22 protein-coding genes are annotated in these 21129 nt (G+C 62.4%); 10 read left to right on the top strand and 12 right to left on the bottom strand.

What is annotated here, in order from left to right; all coding sequences use genetic code 11:
- Positions 1–14: 14 nt before the first annotated feature.
- From GVL52_RS22760 to GVL52_RS22720, 9 genes are all read right to left on the bottom strand, one after another.
- Entirely contained in the window at positions 15–1109 is a 1095-nt protein-coding gene (locus GVL52_RS22760; RefSeq protein WP_160011288.1) for a chemotaxis response regulator protein-glutamate methylesterase, read from the bottom strand.
- Between the two features lie 6 nt (positions 1110–1115).
- Positions 1116–1976 carry a protein-glutamate O-methyltransferase CheR gene (locus tag GVL52_RS22755; RefSeq protein ID WP_160011286.1) on the bottom strand — a complete coding sequence of 287 codons (861 nt, stop codon included), beginning with the start codon at positions 1974–1976 and terminating at the stop codon, positions 1116–1118.
- A 26-nt stretch (positions 1977–2002) separates the two neighbouring features.
- A complete protein-coding gene (locus GVL52_RS22750; protein ID WP_160011284.1) occupies positions 2003–2479 on the bottom strand; it encodes a chemotaxis protein CheW in 477 nt (158 codons plus the stop codon).
- 1 nt (position 2480) lies between these two features.
- Positions 2481–4286, bottom strand: a complete 1806-nt coding sequence (locus tag GVL52_RS22745) for a methyl-accepting chemotaxis protein (RefSeq protein ID WP_160011282.1) — start codon at positions 4284–4286, stop codon at positions 2481–2483.
- A gap of 402 nt (positions 4287–4688) precedes the next feature.
- Positions 4689–6389, bottom strand: a complete 1701-nt coding sequence (locus GVL52_RS22740; protein ID WP_160011280.1) for a methyl-accepting chemotaxis protein — start codon at positions 6387–6389, stop codon at positions 4689–4691.
- Between the two features lie 31 nt (positions 6390–6420).
- Positions 6421–6924 carry a chemotaxis protein CheW gene (locus GVL52_RS22735; RefSeq protein WP_160011278.1) on the bottom strand — a complete coding sequence of 168 codons (504 nt, stop codon included), beginning with the start codon at positions 6922–6924 and terminating at the stop codon, positions 6421–6423.
- On the bottom strand, positions 6921–8972 hold the full coding sequence (locus GVL52_RS22730) for a chemotaxis protein CheA (RefSeq protein ID WP_160011276.1): 2052 nt from the start codon (positions 8970–8972) through the stop codon (positions 6921–6923). The genes GVL52_RS22735 and GVL52_RS22730 overlap by 4 nt, the downstream gene beginning before the upstream one ends.
- Positions 8969–9337, bottom strand: coding sequence for a response regulator (locus tag GVL52_RS22725; RefSeq protein ID WP_160011274.1), 369 nt, complete (start codon positions 9335–9337; stop codon positions 8969–8971). Before GVL52_RS22725 ends, GVL52_RS22730 begins: the two co-directional genes overlap by 4 nt.
- The gene (locus GVL52_RS22720) at positions 9334–9663 is read right to left on the bottom strand and encodes an STAS domain-containing protein (RefSeq protein WP_160011272.1); all 330 of its coding nucleotides are present in this window, start codon (positions 9661–9663) and stop codon (positions 9334–9336) included. The genes GVL52_RS22725 and GVL52_RS22720 overlap by 4 nt, the downstream gene beginning before the upstream one ends.
- Before the next feature lie 344 nt (positions 9664–10007).
- Here GVL52_RS22720 and GVL52_RS22715 point away from each other — a divergent pair, with 344 nt between their 5' ends.
- A complete protein-coding gene (locus tag GVL52_RS22715) occupies positions 10008–11744 on the top strand; it encodes a chemotaxis protein (RefSeq protein ID WP_160011270.1) in 1737 nt (578 codons plus the stop codon).
- 65 nt (positions 11745–11809) lie between these two features.
- Here GVL52_RS22715 and GVL52_RS22710 read toward each other — a convergent pair whose 3' ends face one another.
- Both GVL52_RS22710 and GVL52_RS22705 read right to left on the bottom strand, forming a co-directional pair.
- Positions 11810–12892 (bottom strand): tetratricopeptide repeat protein, encoded by a 1083-nt coding sequence (locus GVL52_RS22710; RefSeq protein ID WP_160011268.1) that lies wholly within the window; start codon positions 12890–12892, stop codon positions 11810–11812.
- 10 nt (positions 12893–12902) lie between these two features.
- Positions 12903–13556: a thiamine phosphate synthase gene (locus tag GVL52_RS22705; RefSeq protein ID WP_160011266.1), complete on the bottom strand. Its 654-nt coding sequence runs from the start codon at positions 13554–13556 to the stop codon at positions 12903–12905.
- 107 nt (positions 13557–13663) lie between these two features.
- Here GVL52_RS22705 and GVL52_RS22700 point away from each other — a divergent pair, with 107 nt between their 5' ends.
- Positions 13664–14428 (top strand): sulfite exporter TauE/SafE family protein, encoded by a 765-nt coding sequence (locus GVL52_RS22700; RefSeq protein ID WP_160011264.1) that lies wholly within the window; start codon positions 13664–13666, stop codon positions 14426–14428.
- A 69-nt stretch (positions 14429–14497) separates the two neighbouring features.
- Entirely contained in the window at positions 14498–14758 is a 261-nt protein-coding gene (locus GVL52_RS22695) for a helix-turn-helix transcriptional regulator (RefSeq protein WP_160011262.1), read from the top strand.
- A gap of 157 nt (positions 14759–14915) precedes the next feature.
- Here the strand turns inward: GVL52_RS22695 and GVL52_RS22690 are convergent, their stop codons facing one another.
- On the bottom strand, positions 14916–15089 hold the full coding sequence (locus GVL52_RS22690; protein WP_160011260.1) for a YdcH family protein: 174 nt from the start codon (positions 15087–15089) through the stop codon (positions 14916–14918).
- A gap of 229 nt (positions 15090–15318) precedes the next feature.
- On the opposite strand from GVL52_RS22690, the gene GVL52_RS22685 reads away from it, so the two are divergent.
- The 7 genes from GVL52_RS22685 to ggt all read left to right on the top strand — a co-directional run bounded on the left by GVL52_RS22685 (position 15319) and on the right by ggt (position 21120).
- On the top strand, positions 15319–15522 hold the full coding sequence (locus GVL52_RS22685; RefSeq protein ID WP_160011258.1) for a YdcH family protein: 204 nt from the start codon (positions 15319–15321) through the stop codon (positions 15520–15522).
- Positions 15523–15538: 16 nt separating this feature from the next.
- On the top strand, positions 15539–16033 hold the full coding sequence (gene purE, locus GVL52_RS22680; protein ID WP_160011256.1) for a 5-(carboxyamino)imidazole ribonucleotide mutase: 495 nt from the start codon (positions 15539–15541) through the stop codon (positions 16031–16033).
- Positions 16030–17091: a 5-(carboxyamino)imidazole ribonucleotide synthase gene (locus GVL52_RS22675; RefSeq protein ID WP_160011254.1), complete on the top strand. Its 1062-nt coding sequence runs from the start codon at positions 16030–16032 to the stop codon at positions 17089–17091. The genes purE and GVL52_RS22675 overlap by 4 nt, the downstream gene beginning before the upstream one ends.
- A 177-nt stretch (positions 17092–17268) precedes the next feature.
- Positions 17269–17394, top strand: a complete 126-nt coding sequence (gene ykgO / locus GVL52_RS22670) for a type B 50S ribosomal protein L36 (protein ID WP_037069952.1) — start codon at positions 17269–17271, stop codon at positions 17392–17394.
- Between the two features lie 108 nt (positions 17395–17502).
- Positions 17503–18117, top strand: a complete 615-nt coding sequence (locus GVL52_RS22665) for a hypothetical protein (RefSeq protein ID WP_160011252.1) — start codon at positions 17503–17505, stop codon at positions 18115–18117.
- Between the two features lie 103 nt (positions 18118–18220).
- Positions 18221–19303: an alpha/beta fold hydrolase gene (locus GVL52_RS22660; protein ID WP_160011250.1), complete on the top strand. Its 1083-nt coding sequence runs from the start codon at positions 18221–18223 to the stop codon at positions 19301–19303.
- 71 nt (positions 19304–19374) lie between these two features.
- On the top strand, positions 19375–21120 hold the full coding sequence (gene ggt / locus GVL52_RS22655) for a gamma-glutamyltransferase (RefSeq protein WP_160011248.1): 1746 nt from the start codon (positions 19375–19377) through the stop codon (positions 21118–21120).
- Positions 21121–21129: the final 9 nt, after the last annotated feature.

Genomic DNA, 21129 nt, shown 5'->3' with positions numbered 1-21129 from the left:
ACCGGTGCCGCCACTCAGAATTTCTGCTGGGTGATCAGGACCTCGCGGGCGATCTGCTCGAGCGGCAGGATGCGATCGACACCGCCCTTGGCAATCGCCTCCTTCGGCATGCCGAACACCACGGAGGTCGCCTCGTCCTGCGCCACCGTATAGGCACCGGCCTCGTGCATTTCCAGCATCCCCTTGGCACCGTCATCGCCCATGCCGGTCATAATGATGCCCATCGCGTTCGAGCCTGCAGCACGCGCAGCCGAGCGAAACAGCACATCGACGGACGGACGATGGCGCGACACCAGCGGACCGCTCTTGACCGACACATGATAGCGGGCGCCGCGTCGCTCCAACAGCATATGGCTGTCACCGGGCGCGATCAGCACATGGCCGCGCAACACCGGATCGCCGTCCACCGCTTCCTTGACCTCGACCTCGCAAAGGCTGTTCAGCCGCTTGGCAAAGGCCGCGGTGAACTTCTCCGGCATGTGCTGGACAATCACGATACCCGGCGCATTGGCCGGCAGGGCTTCGAGAAATTCGCGCAGCGCCTCGGTCCCGCCGGTCGATGCGCCGACGCAGACGACCATCTCCGTCGTCTTCGCCATGGCCCGGCCCGTCGGTGGCGGCAGCATCACATCCGCCGTCAACTTCTGGGCGGGCGCAGCAGCACCCGGACGCAGGCTGCTGGCAATCCGCCTGGTATTGCCGAGCCGCGCATGCGAGGCGCTCTTTACCGCCTCGCGGATCCGCACCGCATCATCCGCCAGACTGTCCGCCGCACCGATCTTCGACTTCAGGATCACATCGACGGCGCCAGCCTCCAGCGCCTGCATCAGCGTTTCCGATCCGGCCTCCGTCAGCGACGAGCACATCACCACGGGGATAGGCCGCTGTGACATCAGCTTGCGCAGGAAGGTGATGCCATCCATCCGCGGCATCTCCACATCGAGCGTGATGACGTCGGGAATCTCCTCCTGGATCTTCCTGGCCGCCATATAGGGATCGGTGGCGACACCCATGACCTCGATATCGGGGTCCTCCTGCAGCACGCGCACCAGCGTCTGGCGAACGCTGGCTGAATCATCGATGACGAGAACGCGGATCTTCTTGCCCATATGCTGCTATACCTGGATGCGCTGAAAGACGGTGTTGGAGACCTGCTTCAGAGGCAGGTCGATGCCGGCGATGGACTCGGAGTGACCGATGAACATGTATCCGCCCGGCAGCAGCCGCGCGCACAGGCGCTTCAGAACTGCCGATTGCGTCTGCTTGTCGAAGTAGATCAGCACGTTGCGGCAGAAGATCATGTGCATCCCCTCGCCGACAGGATAGCTCTCGTCCATCAGGTTCATCCGCGCAAAGCCCACCCGGCTGCGCAGCGCCGCCGAAATCCGGACTTCGCGACGATCCGCCTTCTTGGCCACCATCACATATTTCCGCTGCAAGTCGTGCGGAACCGGATGGACGAGATCCTCGGAATAAATGCCGCGCCGCGCCGTGTTCAGCACGTCGGTGCTGAGATCGGTTGCCAGAACGCTGTAGTCGAGATCGCGTCGGTCGGCGGTGAACTCTTCCAGCACCATCGCCATCGTGTAGGGCTCGGCGCCTGTCGAGCAGGCCGAACTCCAGGTGCGGATCGTTCGCACGCCGCTCGCAGCAAGGGCGGGAAGCGCCACCTGCTGCATGTATTCGAAGTGCCGTGCCTCGCGAAAGAAGTCGGTCTTGTTGGTCGTCACCGCGTCGATCAGGTAGACGGTCTCCTGATCCAGCCCGTCCTCCTCGAACAGGAATTCGCAGTAATCGTCGAAGGTCGAATGCTGTGTCGCCCGCAGCCGGCGACGAAGCCTGCCTTCCAGCATCGTCAGCTTCGTCGGTGGCATCTTGATGCCGCTATAGTCGTAGATGAACTGCGCAAGCTTCTCGAAATTCCGCTTGCTGATCCTGTCGCCCACCATCTGGGTCTCAACAGCTGCCATACTCATGGATCGCACTCCTCGGGTCTATTCGCTCAGGCCGCCGATTGCAGGGCCGAGGCATCCTCGCGCGACAGAAGCCGCGCGAGATCGACGATGACGACGAAGCCGCTTTCGCGGCGCACCACGCCGGAAATGTAATCGGAGCGCCAGCGCACGCCGATATCGGGTGCGGCCTCGATCTGCTCATGCCGGAACGGCGTGACCTCGAACACCCGGTCGGCGACCAGGCCGAGCGTCAGCACCCGGTCTTCCATCGGAATGTCGAGGACCAGAACCCGTGTATGCGGGGTCGGAACCGTCTTGGTCATGCCGAGCTTCAGCCGCAGGTCGATGGTGGGCACGCCCTGCCCGCGCACGTCGCGCAGCCCAAGCAGGTAGTCCGGACCATTCGGAATCTTGAAGGCCTCCGCATGGTCGAGGATCTCGCGAACCACCTCCACCGGCACGGCAAAGATTTCCTCGCCGAGGCTGAAGGTGACGAACTGCGCTTCCAGAGAGAGAGGTGCCATATTATGCGCTTTCCTTGAAATCGGCGTCGCCGTCATCGGGGCCGCCCATGGCCATGTCGAGTGCGAAGCCCTTGGCGCGTGCCTGCTGTGCCGAAACCGAGTTGGCCGCGGACTTGCCGGAAGGCTTGCGCGCCCCCACCGGAGCCGGGCTGCGAACGCTGACGCGGGCGGCAGGCTTCCGGTTGTCGCGACCGCCGGCCATCTCCACCTTGAAGAAGGCGATCGAGGTCTGCAGTTCTTCGGCCTGGCTGGCCAGCTCTTCCGATGTCGCTGACATCTGTTCGGATGCGCCGGCATTCTGCTGCGTCACCTTGTCGAGCTGCTGGATCGCCTCGTTGATCTGCGAGGCGCCGATGTCCTGCTCGCGGCAGGCCGCGCTGATTTCCGACACCAGTTCCGCCGTCTTGCGAATATCAGGCACCAGGCGGCCGAGCATGTCGCCCGCTTCCTGCGCTGCCTTGACGGTATCACCCGACATCGCGCCGATCTCGGCCGCAGCCGACTGGCTGCGCTCGGCAAGCTTGCGCACTTCGGAGGCGACGACCGCAAAGCCCTTTCCATGCTCGCCGGCGCGCGCAGCCTCGACAGCGGCGTTCAGCGCGAGAAGGTCTGTCTGGCGGGCGATTTCCTGGACGATGCCGATCTTCTGCGCGATGGTGCGCATGGCTTCGACGGCACGCGTCACCGCATCGCCGCTGGCTTCGGCATCCTTGGCCGACTGGCGGGCGATCTTCTCGGTCTGTGCGGCGTTGTCGGCGTTCTGCTTGATGTTGGAGGCCATCTCCTCCATCGAGGCGGATGCCTCTTCGGCCGATGCTGCCTGTTCGCTGGCGCCCTGGGAAACCTGTTCCGAGCTGGCGGACAGCTCCTGGCTGCCGGCAGAGACATTCTCGGCCGCGGCAATGGCATCGGCAACAACGCCGCGCAGGCGCTCGACCATCTGCTCCAGGGCCAGACCAAGCGTATCCTTGTCGGAAAGCGGCTTGGGAGACACGGTCAGGTCGCCATTGGCGATCTGGTTCGCCAGCGAAGCGGTGATGCGCAGGTTTCCGGTCATGACGTTGATGGTATCGACCAGATCCTTGATCTCGTCGTTCGACTTGATTTCGATATTCTGGTTGAGATCGCCGATCGCAACCCCCGACACGACAGTCTTGATCTTGTTGAGACCGCTGCTGATGCCGAGCGCGATCCAGAGGGCGGCGACAATCGCAATCAGCAGGGCAGCCGCAGCAAGGCCGATGATGAAATTGCGCGTCGTGCTGTACTGGACGTCCGTATCGTCATCAGCCTTGGTCATCGCCGTCTTGCTGGCTGTCACGCGGCCATCGATCGCCGCTTCGATATCGTCCACGATCGCCCGGCCATCGGTGGTGGCGACGCGAACGGCTTCAGCACCGTTACCGGCCTTGGCCAGTGCGTGGATGCGATCGTCCACCGTATAGAGGCGCTGTTCCAGCACGCCGATATCGCGCCATGCCTTGCTGACATCCTCAGGCGAATTGGCTTCCAGCCACTGGCGCTCATCGGCGAACTTGGCCCGGTTGGCGTCGCTCGCCTCGATGTTTGCGGCGACATCTTCCGGATTGGTTGCCGTTGCCATGTTCATTTGCGAGCGCACGATCTGCAGCTGCAGGCTGTTCAGGTCCTGCGCCTTCTCCAGCCGCACCGCAGGTCCGGCAATGAGATCGCTGATCGCACTGTTGAGGTTTGAAAGGCTGAATATGCCGTAGCCGGCGGTCAGCGACAGCAGGACGATCATCAGGCCGAACGCCAGGGCCAGCTTCAATTTTATGGTGACGCGCATTTCTCGTTTCCTTCGGACATGCAAGACATGATCTGCCACAGGGCCTGGAAGGAGCCGGCAGCGCATGATGGGTGTTGGCCAGGCGCAAGGGCCGGCAGGTCATGATCAATATCCGCCAACGCATACACACGTTGGGTCATCGGCCGGTCACAGCAGCGCCTTCGATGGCATACCGGGCTGCTGCACTTGGAAGCGTCGGCCTTGCGAACAATCCGCACCGATGCTTCTCCCATGTTCGGGATTGGCTTAGGCTTCAGAAAACGAGTTGGAGACATACAGCGATTGCATTCGCTCTGCTGTAACCGGGCCTCGGCCGGTCACGGCGCCAGCGGCAACATGCGCTGGGCCTTTTGCCGGCCGCGAACGTGCGCGACCGGACATCTCGTAGCGCCGGAGCGCCGACTATGCGCTTTCGCGGAAATCGTCGTCGCCGGCGTCAGGGCCACCCATCGACATGTCGAGTGCGAAACCCTTGGCACGTGCCTGCTGGGCCGAGACCGAGCGAGCATTGAGGTTCTTGTTGCTGGCCACGGCCGGACGAGCCGAGGATGAGCCGACCGACTTGGAGACCAGCTTGGCGGCAGGCTTCCTGGCGCCGGCCTTGCTGCCAGATGTATCGACCTTGAAGAAGGCGATCGAGGTCTGCAGCTCTTCGGCCTGTGCCGCAAGCTCCTCCGACGTCGCCGACATCTGTTCCGATGCACCGGCATTCTGCTGGGTCACCTTGTCGAGCTGCTGGATCGCTTCGTTGATCTGCGCGGCACCGATATCCTGCTCGCGGCAGGCGGCGCTGATTTCCGACACCAGTTCCGCCGTCTTGCGGATATCGGGCACCAGGCGACCGAGCATGTCGCCGGCATTGCTTGCCGCCTTCACGGTATCGCTCGACATCGCGCTGATCTCGGCTGCGGCCGACTGGCTGCGTTCGGCAAGCTTGCGCACTTCGGACGCGACGACCGCAAAGCCCTTGCCATGTTCACCGGCACGTGCGGCTTCGACAGCAGCGTTGAGCGCGAGCAGGTCGGTCTGGCGGGCGATTTCCTGGACGATGCCGATCTTCTCGGCAATCGTGCGCATCGCTTCGACCGCGCGGCTGACGGCAGCGCCGCTTTCTTCCGCATCCTTCGCAGACTGACGGGCGATCTTCTCCGTCTGGGCGGCGTTATCGGCGTTCTGCTTGATGTTCGACGCCATCTCTTCCATCGAGGCGGATGCCTCTTCGGCGGATGCCGCCTGTTCCGTGGCACCCTGCGAGACCTGCTCCGAGCTTGCGGACAGTTCCTGGCTGCCGGCCGACACATTCTCCGAGGCCGAAAGCGCATCGCCGACGACGCCACGTAGGCGCTCGATCATCAGGTTGACGTTGCCGAGCAGTTCGCCGATTTCGTCGCGATTGGTGATCTCGGCGGTCTTCGTCAGGTCACCTTCCGCCACTTCGCGGACAACGCTGTTGGCGCGGCGAAGACCCTTGGAAATCGTGCTGGCAATCCAGAAGGCAGTGACGGCAGCGATCAGCGTGGCGATGGCCGCTGCGACGACCAGCGTCAGACGCGTCGATGCATATTGCTGATCGGCGCTGTCATCGGCAGCCTTCATTCTTGCCTTTTCGATCGCAAGCATCTGATCGAGCTCCTTGTCGAGCTGGCCGGCCAGCTGGCGAGCTTCACCGACGGAAACCGCCGTGGCAGCCTCGTGATTGCCTGCCTGCAGGAATTGCCTGATCTGTTCATCGGCTGCGACGAACTTCTTCGACATCGCCTCGATCTCGTTCCAGCGGGCCAGATTTTCCGGGTCGGCAATGGCGATGATCGCCGTCAGGCCCGACGTCAGGTCATTGCGGGCAATGTCGCCGTTGTCGGTGGCACTCTTGATTTCCTGCGCGTTGGTCGCAGCCACCAGGTTCTTCTGCTGGCGAATGACCTCCAGCTCGGCAATGTTGATTGCCTGCGTCAGCTCCAGGCGGCGAACCGGTCCCTCGAGCAAAGAGCCCAGCGTATCGTTGATGGTGCTCAGGCTGAAGGTGCCGTAGCCGGCAGTGCCAACCAGCATCAGTATGATGAGGGTGAACGCAGTCACCAGTTTGGTTTTGATCGTAAATCGCATCTCTTTAACCCCTAACCCTGAATGACGCTGCCTAAGCGGCCGCGGCCGACGTCTCGTGTCTTGATGAAAACAGTGCCTGCAGATTGGGCAGGATGATGAACTCACCGCCGCGCTTCACCAGGCAGTTGATGTAGTCGGCGCGCCAGCGCATGCCGACGCTCGGCGGTGGCTCGCTGGCGCTCCTGGCCAGCGTCGTCACCTCGTTGACCTTGTCCGTGCGCAGACCGACCAGTGTAGCTTCCCCATCGAGATCGATCTCGATGACGATGATGCGGCTGTCGATCGTCGCTTCCGTTCCGTCCATGCCGAAGGCAAGGCGCAGATCGGCGAGCGGAATGACCTTGCCGCGGAAATTGATGACGCTGGCAACGAAGGGCTGCGCGCCCGGCACCGCGGTCTCCGGCAGCAGATCCAGGATTTCCTGGACGATGACGGCCTCGAGCGCGAAGGTCTCGCCGTTCATGTCGAACGTCAGAACCTCGACTTCGTCGGCGTAATTCCAGTGATGGTCGATCTTTTCGGCTAACGCGCTCATCCTGCCACCCGCATCTGTGTTTCCTGTTGCTGACCGGCGATGACCAGGTGGCCGACGTCGAGAATGAGGGCGACGCTGCCGTCGCCCAGAATGGTGGCGCCCGAGAAGGTCGAGACGTCGTTGTGCAGCTTCGACATCGACTTGATCACCGTCTGGTGGTCGCCGATGATCTGGTCGACGACGAGGCCGACGCGCTCGGTGCCGGTCGAGATCACCACGACCTTCTGGTGCACGTCGGGCTTGGTGCCGGTGCGGAACAGGTCGCGGAGCCGGAGGAACGGAACGAGGCTGTCACGCAGCGAGATGAAGCTGCGGCCGCGCGAGCGCAGGTCCTCTTCCAGCGACAGCTCCAGGCATTCCTCCACCGCCGAAAGCGGGATGACGTAGCTGCCGGTACCGACCCGCACGAGCAGGCCGTCGATGATGGCAAGCGTCAGCGGAATGCGCAGCGACACTTCCGAACCCTGGCCGTTGTGGCTGGTGACGTCGATCGTGCCACGCAGCGCCTCGACCGTCTTCTTGACCACATCCATGCCAACGCCGCGGCCGGACAGATTGGTGATCGCAGCCGCCGTCGAGAAGCCCGGCGCAAAGATCAGCTGCAGCAGTTCGGGATCTGTGAGCGGCTGGCCGGGTGCAATCAGACCCGACGATTCCGCCTTGGCGCGAACCCGTTCGCGGTTGATCCCGCGGCCGTCATCCTTGATCGAGATGATCACCTCGCCACCGGCCTGGCGCGCCGACAGCGTCACCGTACCGGCTTCGCTCTTGCCGGCTGCCAGACGGTCGGCCGGCGTTTCCAGCCCGTGGTCGATCGAGTTGCGCACCAGATGCACCAGCGGATCGGCAAGGCGCTCGATCACGGTCTTGTCGACCTCGGTGCTTTCGCCCTCGGTCACCAGCTCGATCGCCTTGCCCGTTTCGCGGGCGAGATCGTGGACGAGGCGGCGGAAGCGGGAAAACAGCGTCGCCACCGGCACCATGCGCAGCACCATCATCGTGTCGCGCAGCTCGCCCGACAGGCGCTCGATCTCTTCGGAAACCGAACGAAGCGCGATGTCGGAACTGGCGCTGGCCAGCTGGCTGAGACGCGACTGGGCGATCACAAGTTCGCCGACGCGATCCATCAGCTCGTCGAGGCGTTCGGCCGGAACGCGGACATTCTCGGCGGCCTTGGCCTGGCGCTGTTCGGGCTGGCCGGCAGCATCACGCCTGGCGGGCACGGCTTCGACCGGCTTGAATTCGGGCACGACCGCCGGCAGTGCCGCGGCAACCACCGGCAGGGCGGCAACAGCAGCAACCGGTTGCGGCACAGGCGCCGGCATCACCTCGGCAGCAGCGGCGATCTCCTCAACCTCGAGCTCCATATCGTCCATGACGAAAATGAACACGTCGTCGATCGCCGAGCGATCCTGCTCGCTGGTGAGGATCACCTCCCAGGTCACATACAGGTCCGTCGGTACGATCTCCTCGAGCGGGGGAATGGCGGCGAGGTTGGCCTTGACACTGCATTCGCCGAGATCGCGAAGCTCATCGAGCAGGCCGAGTGGATTGGTGCCGTTCGCCATCGAGTTAGACGGCAGGCTGAAGCGGAGCCGCCATGTCGTCGTCCTGGCGGCAGCAGGTGCTGCGGCAGCAACCGGAGCGACGACGGCAGCGGTTTCGCCGCCAGCCTTCTCGCCGACAGCGGCCTGCAGCTGTGCCAGCAATCTCGGTCCGGTATCGCCATGATCGGCATCCGGCTGATCGACCAGCGCCCGCATATGATCCTGAGCGGCCAGAACTGCAGCAACGAGTTCCGCCGTCGCCGGCACCTCACCCTTGCGCACCCGGTCGAACGCCGTTTCGCAATGGTGGGTGAAGCCCGCCAGCGCGTCGAAGCCGAACATCGAGCCCGAGCCCTTCAGCGTGTGAAGGCCGCGGAAAACGGCATCGACGACATCCTTGTCGTCGAGCTTGTGCGTCAGGTCGAGAAGACCGGCTTCGATGGCTTCGAGGCATTCGGCAGCCTCGGTGCGAAACACCGCTACAGGATCGAGGGAACTCATTTGCCCAGCACCTTCCTAGCGATCTTCACAAGGTTTTCAGGATCGAAAGGTTTGGTCAGCCAGCCGGTGGCGCCGGCAGCCTTGGCGCGGGCCTTGAGGTCGGCGTCGGATTCGGTGGTCAGGAAGATGATCGGCACGCCGGTATGGGTCGGCAGCTTGCGCAGCTCCTCGATCATCGTCAGGCCGTCCATCACGGGCATGTTGAGATCGGTGATGATCAGATCGTAGTGCCCGGCCTTTGCCGCCGCCAGCCCCTGGGCGCCGTCGGCCGCTTCGGTGACGGTGTAGCCGGCATTGGTCAGCGTCATCTTGGTCGTCAGCCGGATGCTCGCGGAATCGTCGACGGTGAGAATATTGGCGCTCATGGCTTTACCTCTTCATGCAACCAGAATTTTGTATCTTCGCCGCTGAAGGCCTCGAGAAAGCCGGCGCGCTCGAGCACTTTCAGCACATGACCGTTGGCCGGAGCAGCGAGCGCGAGCACTTTGTCGTTGGCTTCAGCATGTCGACGAACGGCTTCGATCAGTTGCACGAAGCTGAGATCGGCTTCGGCACGATCAGGGATATCAAGAACAACTGAATCGTTATTCTCAAATAATGCTGTAATTTTCGAGTGTATATCGGAGATATTCCTAATACTCAGGACATCAGGAAGCAAAATAGACTCTGAATACTGTTCACGCACACTCAATCTGGCCTCCTAGGGCGGAGAAATACTTTTTCAACCCATAGAGGAATCTCACGACAGGCTTAACAACGCGTAAAATTGGGTTGCAGCGAAATGCAATTATGGAGAGTCGTGACTCCCTGATTTCTCACCCGGTAGAAATAATATTTAGCCACCGACGATACGAGAAAAAGACATAAAAAGCATAATGTTAACTATGTAAAACCGATGACGCATCGAATTGTCGCCATTCAATTCATGCGACATTAAGCACAACGCTGACGAGTCCAGGATGTTTACCCGAAGTTTCCACGATGCCCGTAAAACTGGTCCCGAACCTTACTAGGGTTATAAGTAAAGGGAAGAAAATGACGAACGGGGCGACATTGGCTTTGGCTGCATTCCAGACATCGGGATCGGCCATCAGCCAGACATTGGAAGCGGCACGCAGCAAGGTCGAAGAGCGCTTTCTCGAAGGCGGCACGGTGCTGCTGTCGGTGATGGACGTTCTCAACCGCTTGTTGAGCTCGCTCGACAACATCACCAAGGCACTGGACAGCGGCGAAAACGGCGATGCCGGTGCCGATCTGCGCTCCACGGTCAAGAGCCTCAGCGATCTGCCGTCCGCCGAAAAGGCCCGCCGCGATGCACTGTCGTCGCTTGCCGAGAACGGCTATTCGCTGCGCAAGCACGTCAGCGACATGCAGGAGACCATGCGCTACCTGCGCACCTTCGCGGTCACGGTAAAGATCACCGGCGCCGGCCTTGCCGAGTTCACCGGATTTGCCCAGGAAATCCTTGAGCGCATCTATTCCGGCACCGACGAGGTCAATCGTTTCGCCGGCCAGATCGAAAGCCTGGAAAAGGAAGTGAAGCTTGCGCTGACCTTCGGCGCAAACGTCTCCAGGAGCCATGCCGACACGATCCCGGCAGTGGCGAACGCCCTTGACAACGATGCCCGCAAGATCGCCGAGCACCGCCAGAAACTCGGCATCATCGCCCGCGACGTCGCGGCTGTCGCCAGAGGCGTGCAGAGCAAGGTGGCCTCGACGCTATCGGCGCTGCAGATCGGCGACATCACCCGCCAGCGCATCGAGCATGTGCAGAGCACCTTCACGCTGCTGGAAGAGTTCCTCGACGGCGACGAAGGCCGCAGCCTGAACGCCGACGCCCGCCGCCGCCTGCAGAATGTCATCCAGCATCTCACCGCCGCCCAGATGAACGACATGTGCCGCGACTTCCACCGGGACTCGCAGAACGTCGTCAAGACCATCGCCAGCTTCGGCCACGACACCCAGGAAATCATGCGGCTACGCGACCAGATGAGCGACGGCGGCCAGGGCAATTTCATGCGCGCGCTGGAATCCAGCGTCTCGGCCGCCCACGAGATCGTCAAGCAGGTCGATGCCGCCACCCAGCAGGCCGATCAGGTCAGCCAGTCGACACTCGGCACCACAGCCAAGCTGCTCGAGGCGATCGGCCATATCAAGTCGGTGAAGACAGACATCCACTATATGGCGCTGAACACCAACCTGCGCTGCAGCCGCCTCGGCGAAGCCGGAAAGTCGATCAACGTCGTCACCGCCGAACTGCGCATCTTCGCAGGCAAGCTGGATGATTCCGCCGACGCCGTGGTCGATGGTCTGCCTGCACTCGAAGCCGCCGCTGGCCGGGTCGCGCCGGCCGGCGACAAGCAGCCCGGTGGTCTTGCAGAAAACCTGACGACAGCCGTTTCCGATATCCGCACGGCAGCCGATACGATGGAAGCCGAACTGAAGATTCTGTCCGAACATGGCCGCGAAGTTGCCGGCAAGATCAACCTCCTGATCGGCAAGCTCGATTTCCAGAAGGATCTCGGCGAAGTGCTGGCCGGTTGCGCCGACGCCCTGGAAGAGGTGGCCGGCGCCGAGATCGAGGATATTTCGGACATCGCCGAAGCCATCGCCCCGCTCGATCGCAAGATCTTCAAGCTCTACACGATGGTGCAGGAACGCAATGTCCACCGCGACATCATCGCCGCCACGGAACAGACGGCTCCAGCAGCCGCCGCGCCTGCAAGTGCGGTGTCGAGCGACGAAGATCTGTTCGAAGACGCGCTGTTCTAGGGCAACTCAAGGAAAGCCGCGACGCGGCTTTCCTGAACGACGGCTACCAGGCCAGGAGAGCGGCCTCAGCGCAGGCGGCGGAACTTGTTGGCGGCTTCGATCGCCGCCTTCTGCTGGTCTTCCTCGATGCCGAGGTAGAAATCCTCGAGCGCCGGATCGGGCAGACCGGCACGGCGCGACAGCACATACCACTTGGCAGCCTCGATCGGATCCGCCTTGGTGCCGAGCGCGTTGATATAGAGATGCGCCAGCTTGTTCTGCGCCACCACATTGCCGTCATTGGCGGCAATCTTCATCCACTGGAAGCCTTTTTCGAAATCCCGCGGCCCATTCGTACCATTGACGAACCAGACGCCGAGATCGACCTGCGCGGTATCGAAACCGGCATGCGCCGCGCGGGCCATCCATTCGCGCGCCAGCTGCTTCTTTTCAGCCGGCAGATCCTGAAGCGACGAATAGATCTGGGCCACCGCATACTGCGCGTCGGCGACGCCCTTTTCCGCCGATTTCTCGTAGAACGGCAGAGCCAGTTTCAGCCCCTTCTCGCCGGGATTGTCGGCAATCAGGATCTGGCCCCAGTTGAACTCAGCCGAAGAATTTCCGCCTTCCGCCGACTTGCGCATGTACTCGTCAGCCAGCGTCTTGTCGCGCTTGACGATACGGCCTTCCATCAGGATCAGCGCGTATTTGAACATCGCCGCCGGATCGCCGCCTTCGGCCGCCTTGCCATACCAGAAAGCCGCATTCTTCGCATCGCGCTTGACGCCGAGACCATCGGCCAGCATCTCCGCCACCAGCGTCTGCGCTGCCGGATCGCCAAGCTGCGCGCGCGGCAGAGCCCGCCCCATAGCCGTCAGGTAATAGCCCATCTGATAGGCGCCATAGGCCTCGTCGACAACGCCAGTATATTTTTTCTCCGGCGGCAGGTCGGGCAGCTTCGCCCCCATGCGATCGAACACGCCGACGCCTGTCGACGGCGTGATCCCGCTTGGCTGCGGCCGGTTGGCCTTCAGCGTGTCAGGCGCGCCCGAAAGCGGCCGCGTCAACAGATTATCGACGGTCTGCGCCGATGCGCCATGGCAAAGCAGCCCCGCAATAGCGGCAGCAGCAAGGAAGGAAAGGCGCAATTGGCGTGTCAGCATGGGCATGAAGGCGATATCAACCCTCAAACCGTGGCGCTTTTTCGTCAAGAAGTGCGTTGATTTCGGCAACGATAGCAGGCGCACGCGCAGGCTCGGCAAAAACGGCCAGCCGCATCGCCACGAATTCGGCGCCGCTCTCGGCCACAGCAAGCGCCGAAGCCGGGTCTGTGCCACCCATGACGATGCAGGGAATCTCGATCATCGACGCCCACCATTCGGCCAGCGCCAGGTTCTTCGGATGCGCCTCCGGCTTGATATCGCCTTCGAGCTTGCCGAAGAAGATATACTCCGGACGCTGCTCGCCGATCTCCAGCGCATGATGCCGATCGGCGGCATTGCCACCGCCGACGATCAGCTTGTCGGCGTATTTCTCGATCGCATCAGACATCACTTCGGCATTGCCGGTGATGTGCAGGCCATCGGCCTTGGTGCGGCCGACGACGCGGCTGTCACCGGCGAGCAATGCTGCGGCACCGGCATTCTGGGCCAGCGGCACGATCTTTTCGGCGTGCTTCTGGAACTCGCTGTCGTTCAGCGCGTATTGCGGCAGGATCACCGAGGCGACGTCGCCGCCCTTCAGCGCATCGCCGATGATCTTGGCCTGCTCGTCGGCGTCGGCGATATCGGGCACGATCAGCACCAGGCGGCAGCGGTTTTGCGGTTCTGTCATGAACTCTTTCCATTTCCAGCGGATTTCGCCGTTTGCCGGCCGATCCACACTCGTTTTGTGTGAGTAATTCCGTTAGACCGGGCTGGCAAGGGGAGGACTAAAAAAGCATGCCGATGGACATGTCATTTTACTACGCCGCCATTCCTGCCGTCATCCTCGTCGGCCTCGCGAAAGGCGGTATGGGCGACGCCTTGTCATTGATCGGCCTGCCCTTTTTGGCCCTCGTCGTCTCGCCCGTCCAGGCCGCTGCCATCCTGCTCCCGATCCTCGTCTTCATGGACGTGATTTCGCTGGTGATCTGGCGCAAGCACGGCGACTGGGCAACGCTGAAGATCATGCTGCCCGGTGCCCTCTTCGGCATCGCGCTAGGCTGGGCCACCTCGGCGCTGGTTCCGGGCAATGTCCTGCGCCTCGTGATCGGCGTCGTGACCGTGCTTTTCTGCCTGCGTTATTTCTGGAACAATTTCGGCCCCGGCACCGGCAAGGTGATCCCGGCGCACGGCCAGCGCCCGCTTCTGGCAACCTTATGGGGCACGTTTTCCGGCTATGGCAGCTTCGTGGCACATGCCGGCGGGGCGCCGTTCCAGATCTATGCGCTGCCGCTGCAGCTGCCGCCGCGCGAATATATCGGCACCAGCGCCCGCTTCTTCGCCATCCTCAACGCCGTCAAGCTGATCCCCTATTTCGCGCTTGGCCAGCTCGACACCCAGAACCTCGCGGCCTCGGCGACGCTTCTCCCCTTTGCGCCGCTGGCGACCATGGCCGGCGCCTGGTGCGTCAAGCGGATGCAGCCGAAGATTTTCTATCCATTCATGTATGGGATGGCGCTGATCGCCGCCGTGCTGATTGCCCGCGAAGGCCTTGGTTACTAGGCCTATTTGAGGTTCGCCGCAGTGCACAATCTCCTTGCCCCACTGCCCCATTTGACGTAGCTTTCCGCCATGTCGAACGTGGACCCTTTCACTGCGATTGCCGACCCTCACCGGCGCTTCCTGCTGGAGGAATTGCGACGCGCGCCACGCACCGTAAACCAGCTCGCCGAAGGCCTTCCCATCAGCCGCCCGGCAGTCTCGCAACACCTCAAGGCACTGCTCGATTGCAACCTTGTCTCGGTCACGTCAGAAGGCACGAAGCGCATCTACGCGGTCAACAATCGCGGCTTCGACAGGCTCAATCTATGGCTTGATCAGTTCTGGGCGTAGGCTCATCCGGACATGAAAACGCGCCGGGTGCGATTTTGATGCAACCGGCGCGTTGAAATTTCTTAACCTAGCACGAACTATCGCTAAACAATTGATTGCCTTGCGATTTTCATCATCACTGTCGCGATGGACGCGCCAGGTGTTCGATACTCCCGCTTCAATGAACGGGTGTTTTGAGACGCTCAATCTCGTCTTTGATGCGCAGTTTTCTGCGCTTGCACTCGGCAACCTCACGGTCGTCTCTCGAGGGGGATACCATTAGCGTATGAAGCTCCTCCTCAAGAGCGCCATGCTTCTTCTGGAGTGATTCAAGATGAGCTTGAACAGTCATATGACCCTTCCTTCCTCTTACCTTTCTCCAGCCAACACCGCCGGAGATCCAAGGCGTCAACCTTCAAACTGTGACACATTTTTGACGGCTTGTCGAAGGCGAAAACAAGGAGACTCCGTGGCAAATTCATGATCGAGACTAACTAGCCGTTACCGCTAATTGGTGATAGGAGCTTGCAAAAATTAGCAGCAGACCGGACAAAGTCTGAAGACGATCGTGGGGAATGCATATGCCGGATCAGGAACAGGCGGAAGTCAGGCTCATCGTGGCGCGCCTGCGCCAGGAGCATGAAGACTATGATGTCGCCATCAATGCCATGATTGCCACTGGCTGTGATGCGCTCCGCGTCCAGCGCATGAAGAAGAAGAAGCTTGTCATCAAGGACAAGCTGACCAAACTCGAAGACCAGATCATCCCGAATATCATCGCCTGAGGGAAGTGTCGTGACGATGACAGACAGACCACCCGTTGCCATCATCATGGGAAGCCAGTCCGATTGGGAGACCATGAAGAACGCCGCCGATACGCTGGAGGCGCTCGAGATCACCTATGACGCGCGGATCATCTCTGCGCACCGCACGCCCGACCGCATGGTCACTTTCGCCAAGGGTGCGCGCGCCGAAGGCTTCAAGGTGATCATCGCCGGTGCCGGCGGCGCTGCCCATCTGCCCGGCATGACCGCCTCGATGACGCCGCTGCCGGTCTTTGGCGTGCCGGTCCAGTCGAAAACCATGTCCGGCCAGGACAGTCTTCTCTCCATCGTCCAGATGCCCGGGGGCATTCCTGTTGGCACGCTGGCGATCGGCAAGGCCGGCGCCATCAATGCAGCCCTGCTGGCCGCAGCCGTTCTTGCCCTGTCGGATGAGGACATCGCCGAGCGCCTTGACGAGTGGCGCGAGCGCCAGAGTGCGGCGATCGCCGAATACCCGATGGACGACCTATGACAATGACAACGATCGGCATCATCGGCGGCGGCCAGCTCGGCCGCATGCTGGCCATGGCTGCCGCACGCCTGAATTACCGCACCATCATTCTGGAACCGCAGCTGGATTGCCCGGCAGCCCAGGTGGCCAACAGCCAGATCGTCGCCGCCTATGACGACCCGACTGCGCTGGAACGACTGGCAGCCGAATGCGATGTCGTCACCTACGAATTCGAAAACGTCCCCGTTTCCGCAGCCGAGGCACTCGCCCTGACCGTTCCTGTCTATCCGCCGCCGAAAGCGCTGGAGGCAGCCCAGGATCGCCTCGTCGAAAAGCGCTTCATCAATGAGTGCGGCATTCCGACGGCAAAATTCCACACCGTCGACAGCCAGGCCGACCTCGATGCTGCCTTGAAGGACTTCGGCGGACAGGGCGTGCTCAAGACCCGCCGCCTCGGTTACGACGGCAAGGGCCAGAAGGTCTTCCGCTCCAGCGCCGACAGTGCCGATGGCGCTTATGCCGAGCTCGGCAGCGTCCCCTTGATCCTCGAATCCTTCGTCGCATTCGAGCGCGAGATCTCGATCATTGCGGCACGCGGCACCGATGGCAGCATCGCCTGCTACGATCCAGCCGAGAATGTCCACCGCGACGGCATTCTGCACACCTCGACTGTTCCGGCCACCATCAGCGACGCCACGGCCACTGCTGCCCGCAAGGCCGCCGAACAGATCCTCTCGACGCTCGGCTATGTCGGCGTCATCGGCATCGAGTTCTTCGCGCTCGCCGACGGCAGCCTGATCGCCAACGAGATGGCCCCGCGCGTCCACAATTCCGGTCACTGGACGGAAGCGGCCTGCGTTATCTCGCAGTTCGAGCAGCACATCCGGGCCGTCGCCGGCCTGCCGCTCGGCAATGCCGACCGCCATTCCGACTGCGTGATGCAGAACCTGATCGGCGACGATATCCTGGCGCTTCCAGACTGGTTCAAGCGCCGCAACACGCTCGTTCACCTCTATGGAAAGACCGAATCGAGACCCGGTCGCAAGATGGGTCACGTCACCACACTCACGGCAAAATAAGGGGTTTTCCCCTGACAAAACCGGCCTCCGCCATGGGAAAAACACCTTCACATGGTTGACACAGACAAGAGGCCGGGTTATCTGCACGCCCAACCTGAAGAGCGCGCCTTGAGCGCGCTTTTGAATGTAATTGATACGGGCGAATGTGAATTCCCCCCAACATCGCGGATCAAAACAATGAAGATCAAGAATTCGCTCAAGTCGCTCAAGGCTCGTCACCGTGACAACCGCCTGGTTCGCCGCAAGGGCCGTGTTTACATCATCAACAAGCTGAACCCACGCTTCAAGGCTCGTCAGGGCTGATTTGGCTGGCCGGATGGCTCGGCAGCGTTTTCGCGCCTGAGCCTGTCCGGAGGGATCGCATTGCATATCCCGTTAAAGTGTTTTGATCTTTCGCGTTGGCGGGCTATTATGCCCGCCATGCGTTTTTTAGCCATGACCTGCGCGGCACTGCCGCTCTCCCTCGCCCTGCTCTCCGCTGCCTTGCCTGCCCATGCGCAGGAAAAGGAAAAGATCGTCGAGCAGCAGGATGCGAACCTCTCTCCGAAACAGCACCTCGACCAGCTGTACAGCCAGTTGAAGCGCGAGCGCGACGCCGACAAGGCGGGCAGCATCGCCAACGATATCCGCACCGAGTGGAACGATTCCGGCAGCGCCACGGTCAACCTGCTGATGCAGTGGGCCGACAAGGCGATCGAGGAGAAGCGCGGCGCCGCAGCGCTTGATTTCCTCGACCAGGCAATCGCGCTGAAGCCCGACTATGCCGAGAGCTGGAACCGCCGCGCCACGCTGAACTACGCCAATGGCAGCATGCGCAAGTCGATGTCCGATATCGAGCACGTCCTCGACATCGAGCCGCGCCACTTCGGCGCCCTCTCCGGCATGGCATCCATTCTCGGCGACAGCGGCAACGACCAGTTGGCTCTGAAGGCCTGGGAACGCTTCCTGGAAATCTATCCCGCCAACCGCAATGCGCAGGAGCAGATGAACACGCTTGCCGAAAAGCTTGCCGGCAGCCGCACCTGACGGTGCAGCGCGGGCTCGCATGATCTCTTTGCTGCGCTCTTGACGCTGAACCGGCGAGACCAATTTTACGTATGGTCTGAAGTGTCTTGCCGCAGGTGAAACCATGCTTGCCGAAGTATCCGCCCTCCTCGCCCCTGTTGCTGCCGCGATCGGCTATTCCTCCTATAAAGCCCGCCAGTTCGAGCAGGCCTTCCCCAATGTCGGCGAACTGACCGATATCGGCGGCTACCGCATGAACGCCGTCCACGTCGCCCGCCCGGACACCGCGAACCTGCCGGCGCTGGTCTTCATCCACGGCGCCAGCGGCAACCTGCTCGACCAGATCGGCGCCTTCCTCGAACCGTTGAGCGGGCGAGCCGAAATGTTGTTCGTCGATCGCCCCGGCCACGGCTATTCGGAACGCGGCGGCCCGCAAAACGCGCTCCCCTCCGGCCAGGCCGATGCCGTGGCGCAGCTGATGGAAAAGCGCGGCATCGACAAGGCGATCATCATCGGCCACTCCTTCGGCGGGGCGATTGCCGCCGCCTTCGGCGTCCGCCATCCGGAAAAGACCCTCGGCCTGCTGTTCCTGGCGCCCGCCACCCATCCCTGGCCGGGCGGCGTCGATTGGTATTATCATGTCGCCGCAGCGCCGGTGATCGGCTGGCTGTTCAACCACGCCATCGTCGTGCCGCTGGGTCTGAGACGTCTGGAACGCGGCACCCTCAACGTCTTCCGCCCCAACCCGCTGCCGGAGGATTACATCCGCAAGACCGGCCCTTCGCTCGTCCTGCGCCCCGCCACCTTCTACAACAACGCCTCCGATTTCATCCGGCTGCTCGACTATCTCAAGGCCCAGTCGCACCTCTATGCCGGCATCACCGCACCCACGGTGATCATCACCGGCGACAGCGACGACATCGTCTGGGAACACCTGCACTCGCAGGGCCTTGCCCGCGACATCAAGGGCTCCGAGCTGGTGAAGATATCGGGCGTCGGCCATAAGCCCGACTACCTCGCCACCGACGTCGCCATTGCGGCACTCGAAAAGATCGCCGGAGCGAACCGCGACCTGCAGGCGGCGGCGAGGGCTGCCGAGCGGCGGCTGGCGCAGGGCAAAACGCCAACCGACGACACGCCGACCGCCCCACAATCAATGCCCATGCCGCACGCCGCATACGCGACAGACGTGCAAGCCGGCACTTAACGCACGCCGCGCATTGCCTGCAGCGCCCGACACCCCATATCTTCCCTATCGCCGTCCTTCGAGGGGAAATCATGGACCGCTTCTGCCAGACATCCGTCACCCTGTTCGCCGCGCTCTCGCTGGCAATCACCCCGCTGGCACCCGCCTTCGCCGCCTCGCCGCCCCCCGTCGAAGCGGAGCACGGCATGGTCGTCAGCGCCCAGCATCTGGCCACCGATGTCGGCGTCGAGGTGCTGAAGAGCGGCGGCAATGCCGTCGATGCGGCGGTTGCCGTCGGCTATGCGCTGGCAGTGGTCTATCCGACCGCCGGCAATATCGGCGGCGGCGGCTTCATGACCATCCGCCTGAAGGACGGCCGCTCGACCTTCCTCGATTTCCGTGAGCGCGCCCCTGTCGCCGCCACCAAGACCATGTATCTCGATGCCAAGGGCGACATCGTCCCGCGCGCCAGTCTCGACGGCTATCTCGCGGTCGGCGTCCCCGGTTCCGTCATGGGCTTCGAGACCGCTCGCGAAAAGTACGGCACTAAGTCGCGCCAGGACCTGCTGGCCCCCGCCATCCGCTACGCCAAAGACGGCTTTACGCTGGAACAGGGCGACGCCGCCAGCATCGAAGGCAGCGCCAAGCGTCTGGCCAGGGACGAGGCCGCAGCAAAGATCTTTCTGAAACCGGATGGTAAGCTGTTCTCGCCGGGCGACAAGCTTGTGCAGCCCGAACTCGCAGCCGTTCTGACGAGCATTGCCGACAAGGGCACCGACGCCTTCTACAAGGGCATGCCGGCCGAGGCGATCGTCAAGGCCAGCCAGGCGAAGGGCGGCATCCTGGCGAAGGAAGACTTCGACCAATACGCCGTGCGCGAACTGAAGCCGGTCGAGTGCAATTACCGCGGCTACGACATCGTCTCCTCGCCGCCGCCATCCTCCGGCGGCGTCATCATCTGCGAGATCCTCAACGTGCTGGAAGGCTATCCCCTCTCCTTCCTCGGCTACGGCTCGGCCGAAACCGTGCACCTGATGGTGGAGGCGATGCGCTACGCCTATGTCGATCGCAACGCGGCGCTGGGCGATCCCGATTTCGTCGAGAACCCGGTCTCGACCTTGCTCGACAAGAACTACGCCAAGGCCATCCGCGCCAGGATCGATATCAACAAGGCGGGCACCTCCGCCAACCTGAAGCCGCTCGGCGCCAAGGAAAGCGTCGAGACCACGCATTATTCGATCATCGACGACGAGGGCAACGCCGTTGCCGTCACCTACACGCTGAACGGCTCCTTCGGCGCCGGCGTGGTGGCGCCCGGCACCGGCATCCTGCTCAACAACGAGATGGACGACTTCACCTCCAAACCCGGCGTGGCGAACCTCTACGGCCTCGTTCAGGGCGAGGCCAACGCCATCGCCCCGAAGAAGACGCCGCTCTCCTCGATGAGCCCTACCATCGTCACCAAGGATGGCAAGCCGTTCATGGTGATCGGCAGCCCCGGCGGCTCGCGCATCATCACCATCACCCTCGAAGCCATCCTGAATGTCGTCGATTTCGGCATGGACATCAGCCAGGCGGTCAACGCCCCGCGCATTCACCACCAGTGGCAGCCGGACAAGATCTACCTCGAGCCGTATACGCTATCGCCCGACACCGTCAGGGCACTGATCGCAATGGGCCACACGATGGACGACGGCAGCGGCCCGCCGCAATGGGGCCAGGCCGCCGGCATCCTCGTCGGCGGCAAGAGCCTTGCCGATATCGCCAAAGGCGGCGGCGCCCGCTACAACGGCGCCATGGACAGCCGCGCGGCCGAAGGCTCGGCCGGCGGCTACTGAGGCGATCAG

It is taken from the genome of Rhizobium sp. 18055, assembly GCF_902706285.1.
In the GTDB taxonomy this organism is placed as follows: domain Bacteria; phylum Pseudomonadota; class Alphaproteobacteria; order Rhizobiales; family Rhizobiaceae; genus Rhizobium.
The sequence above is the reverse complement of the archived record's forward strand: the minus strand, read 5'-3'. Positions and strand labels throughout refer to the sequence as shown.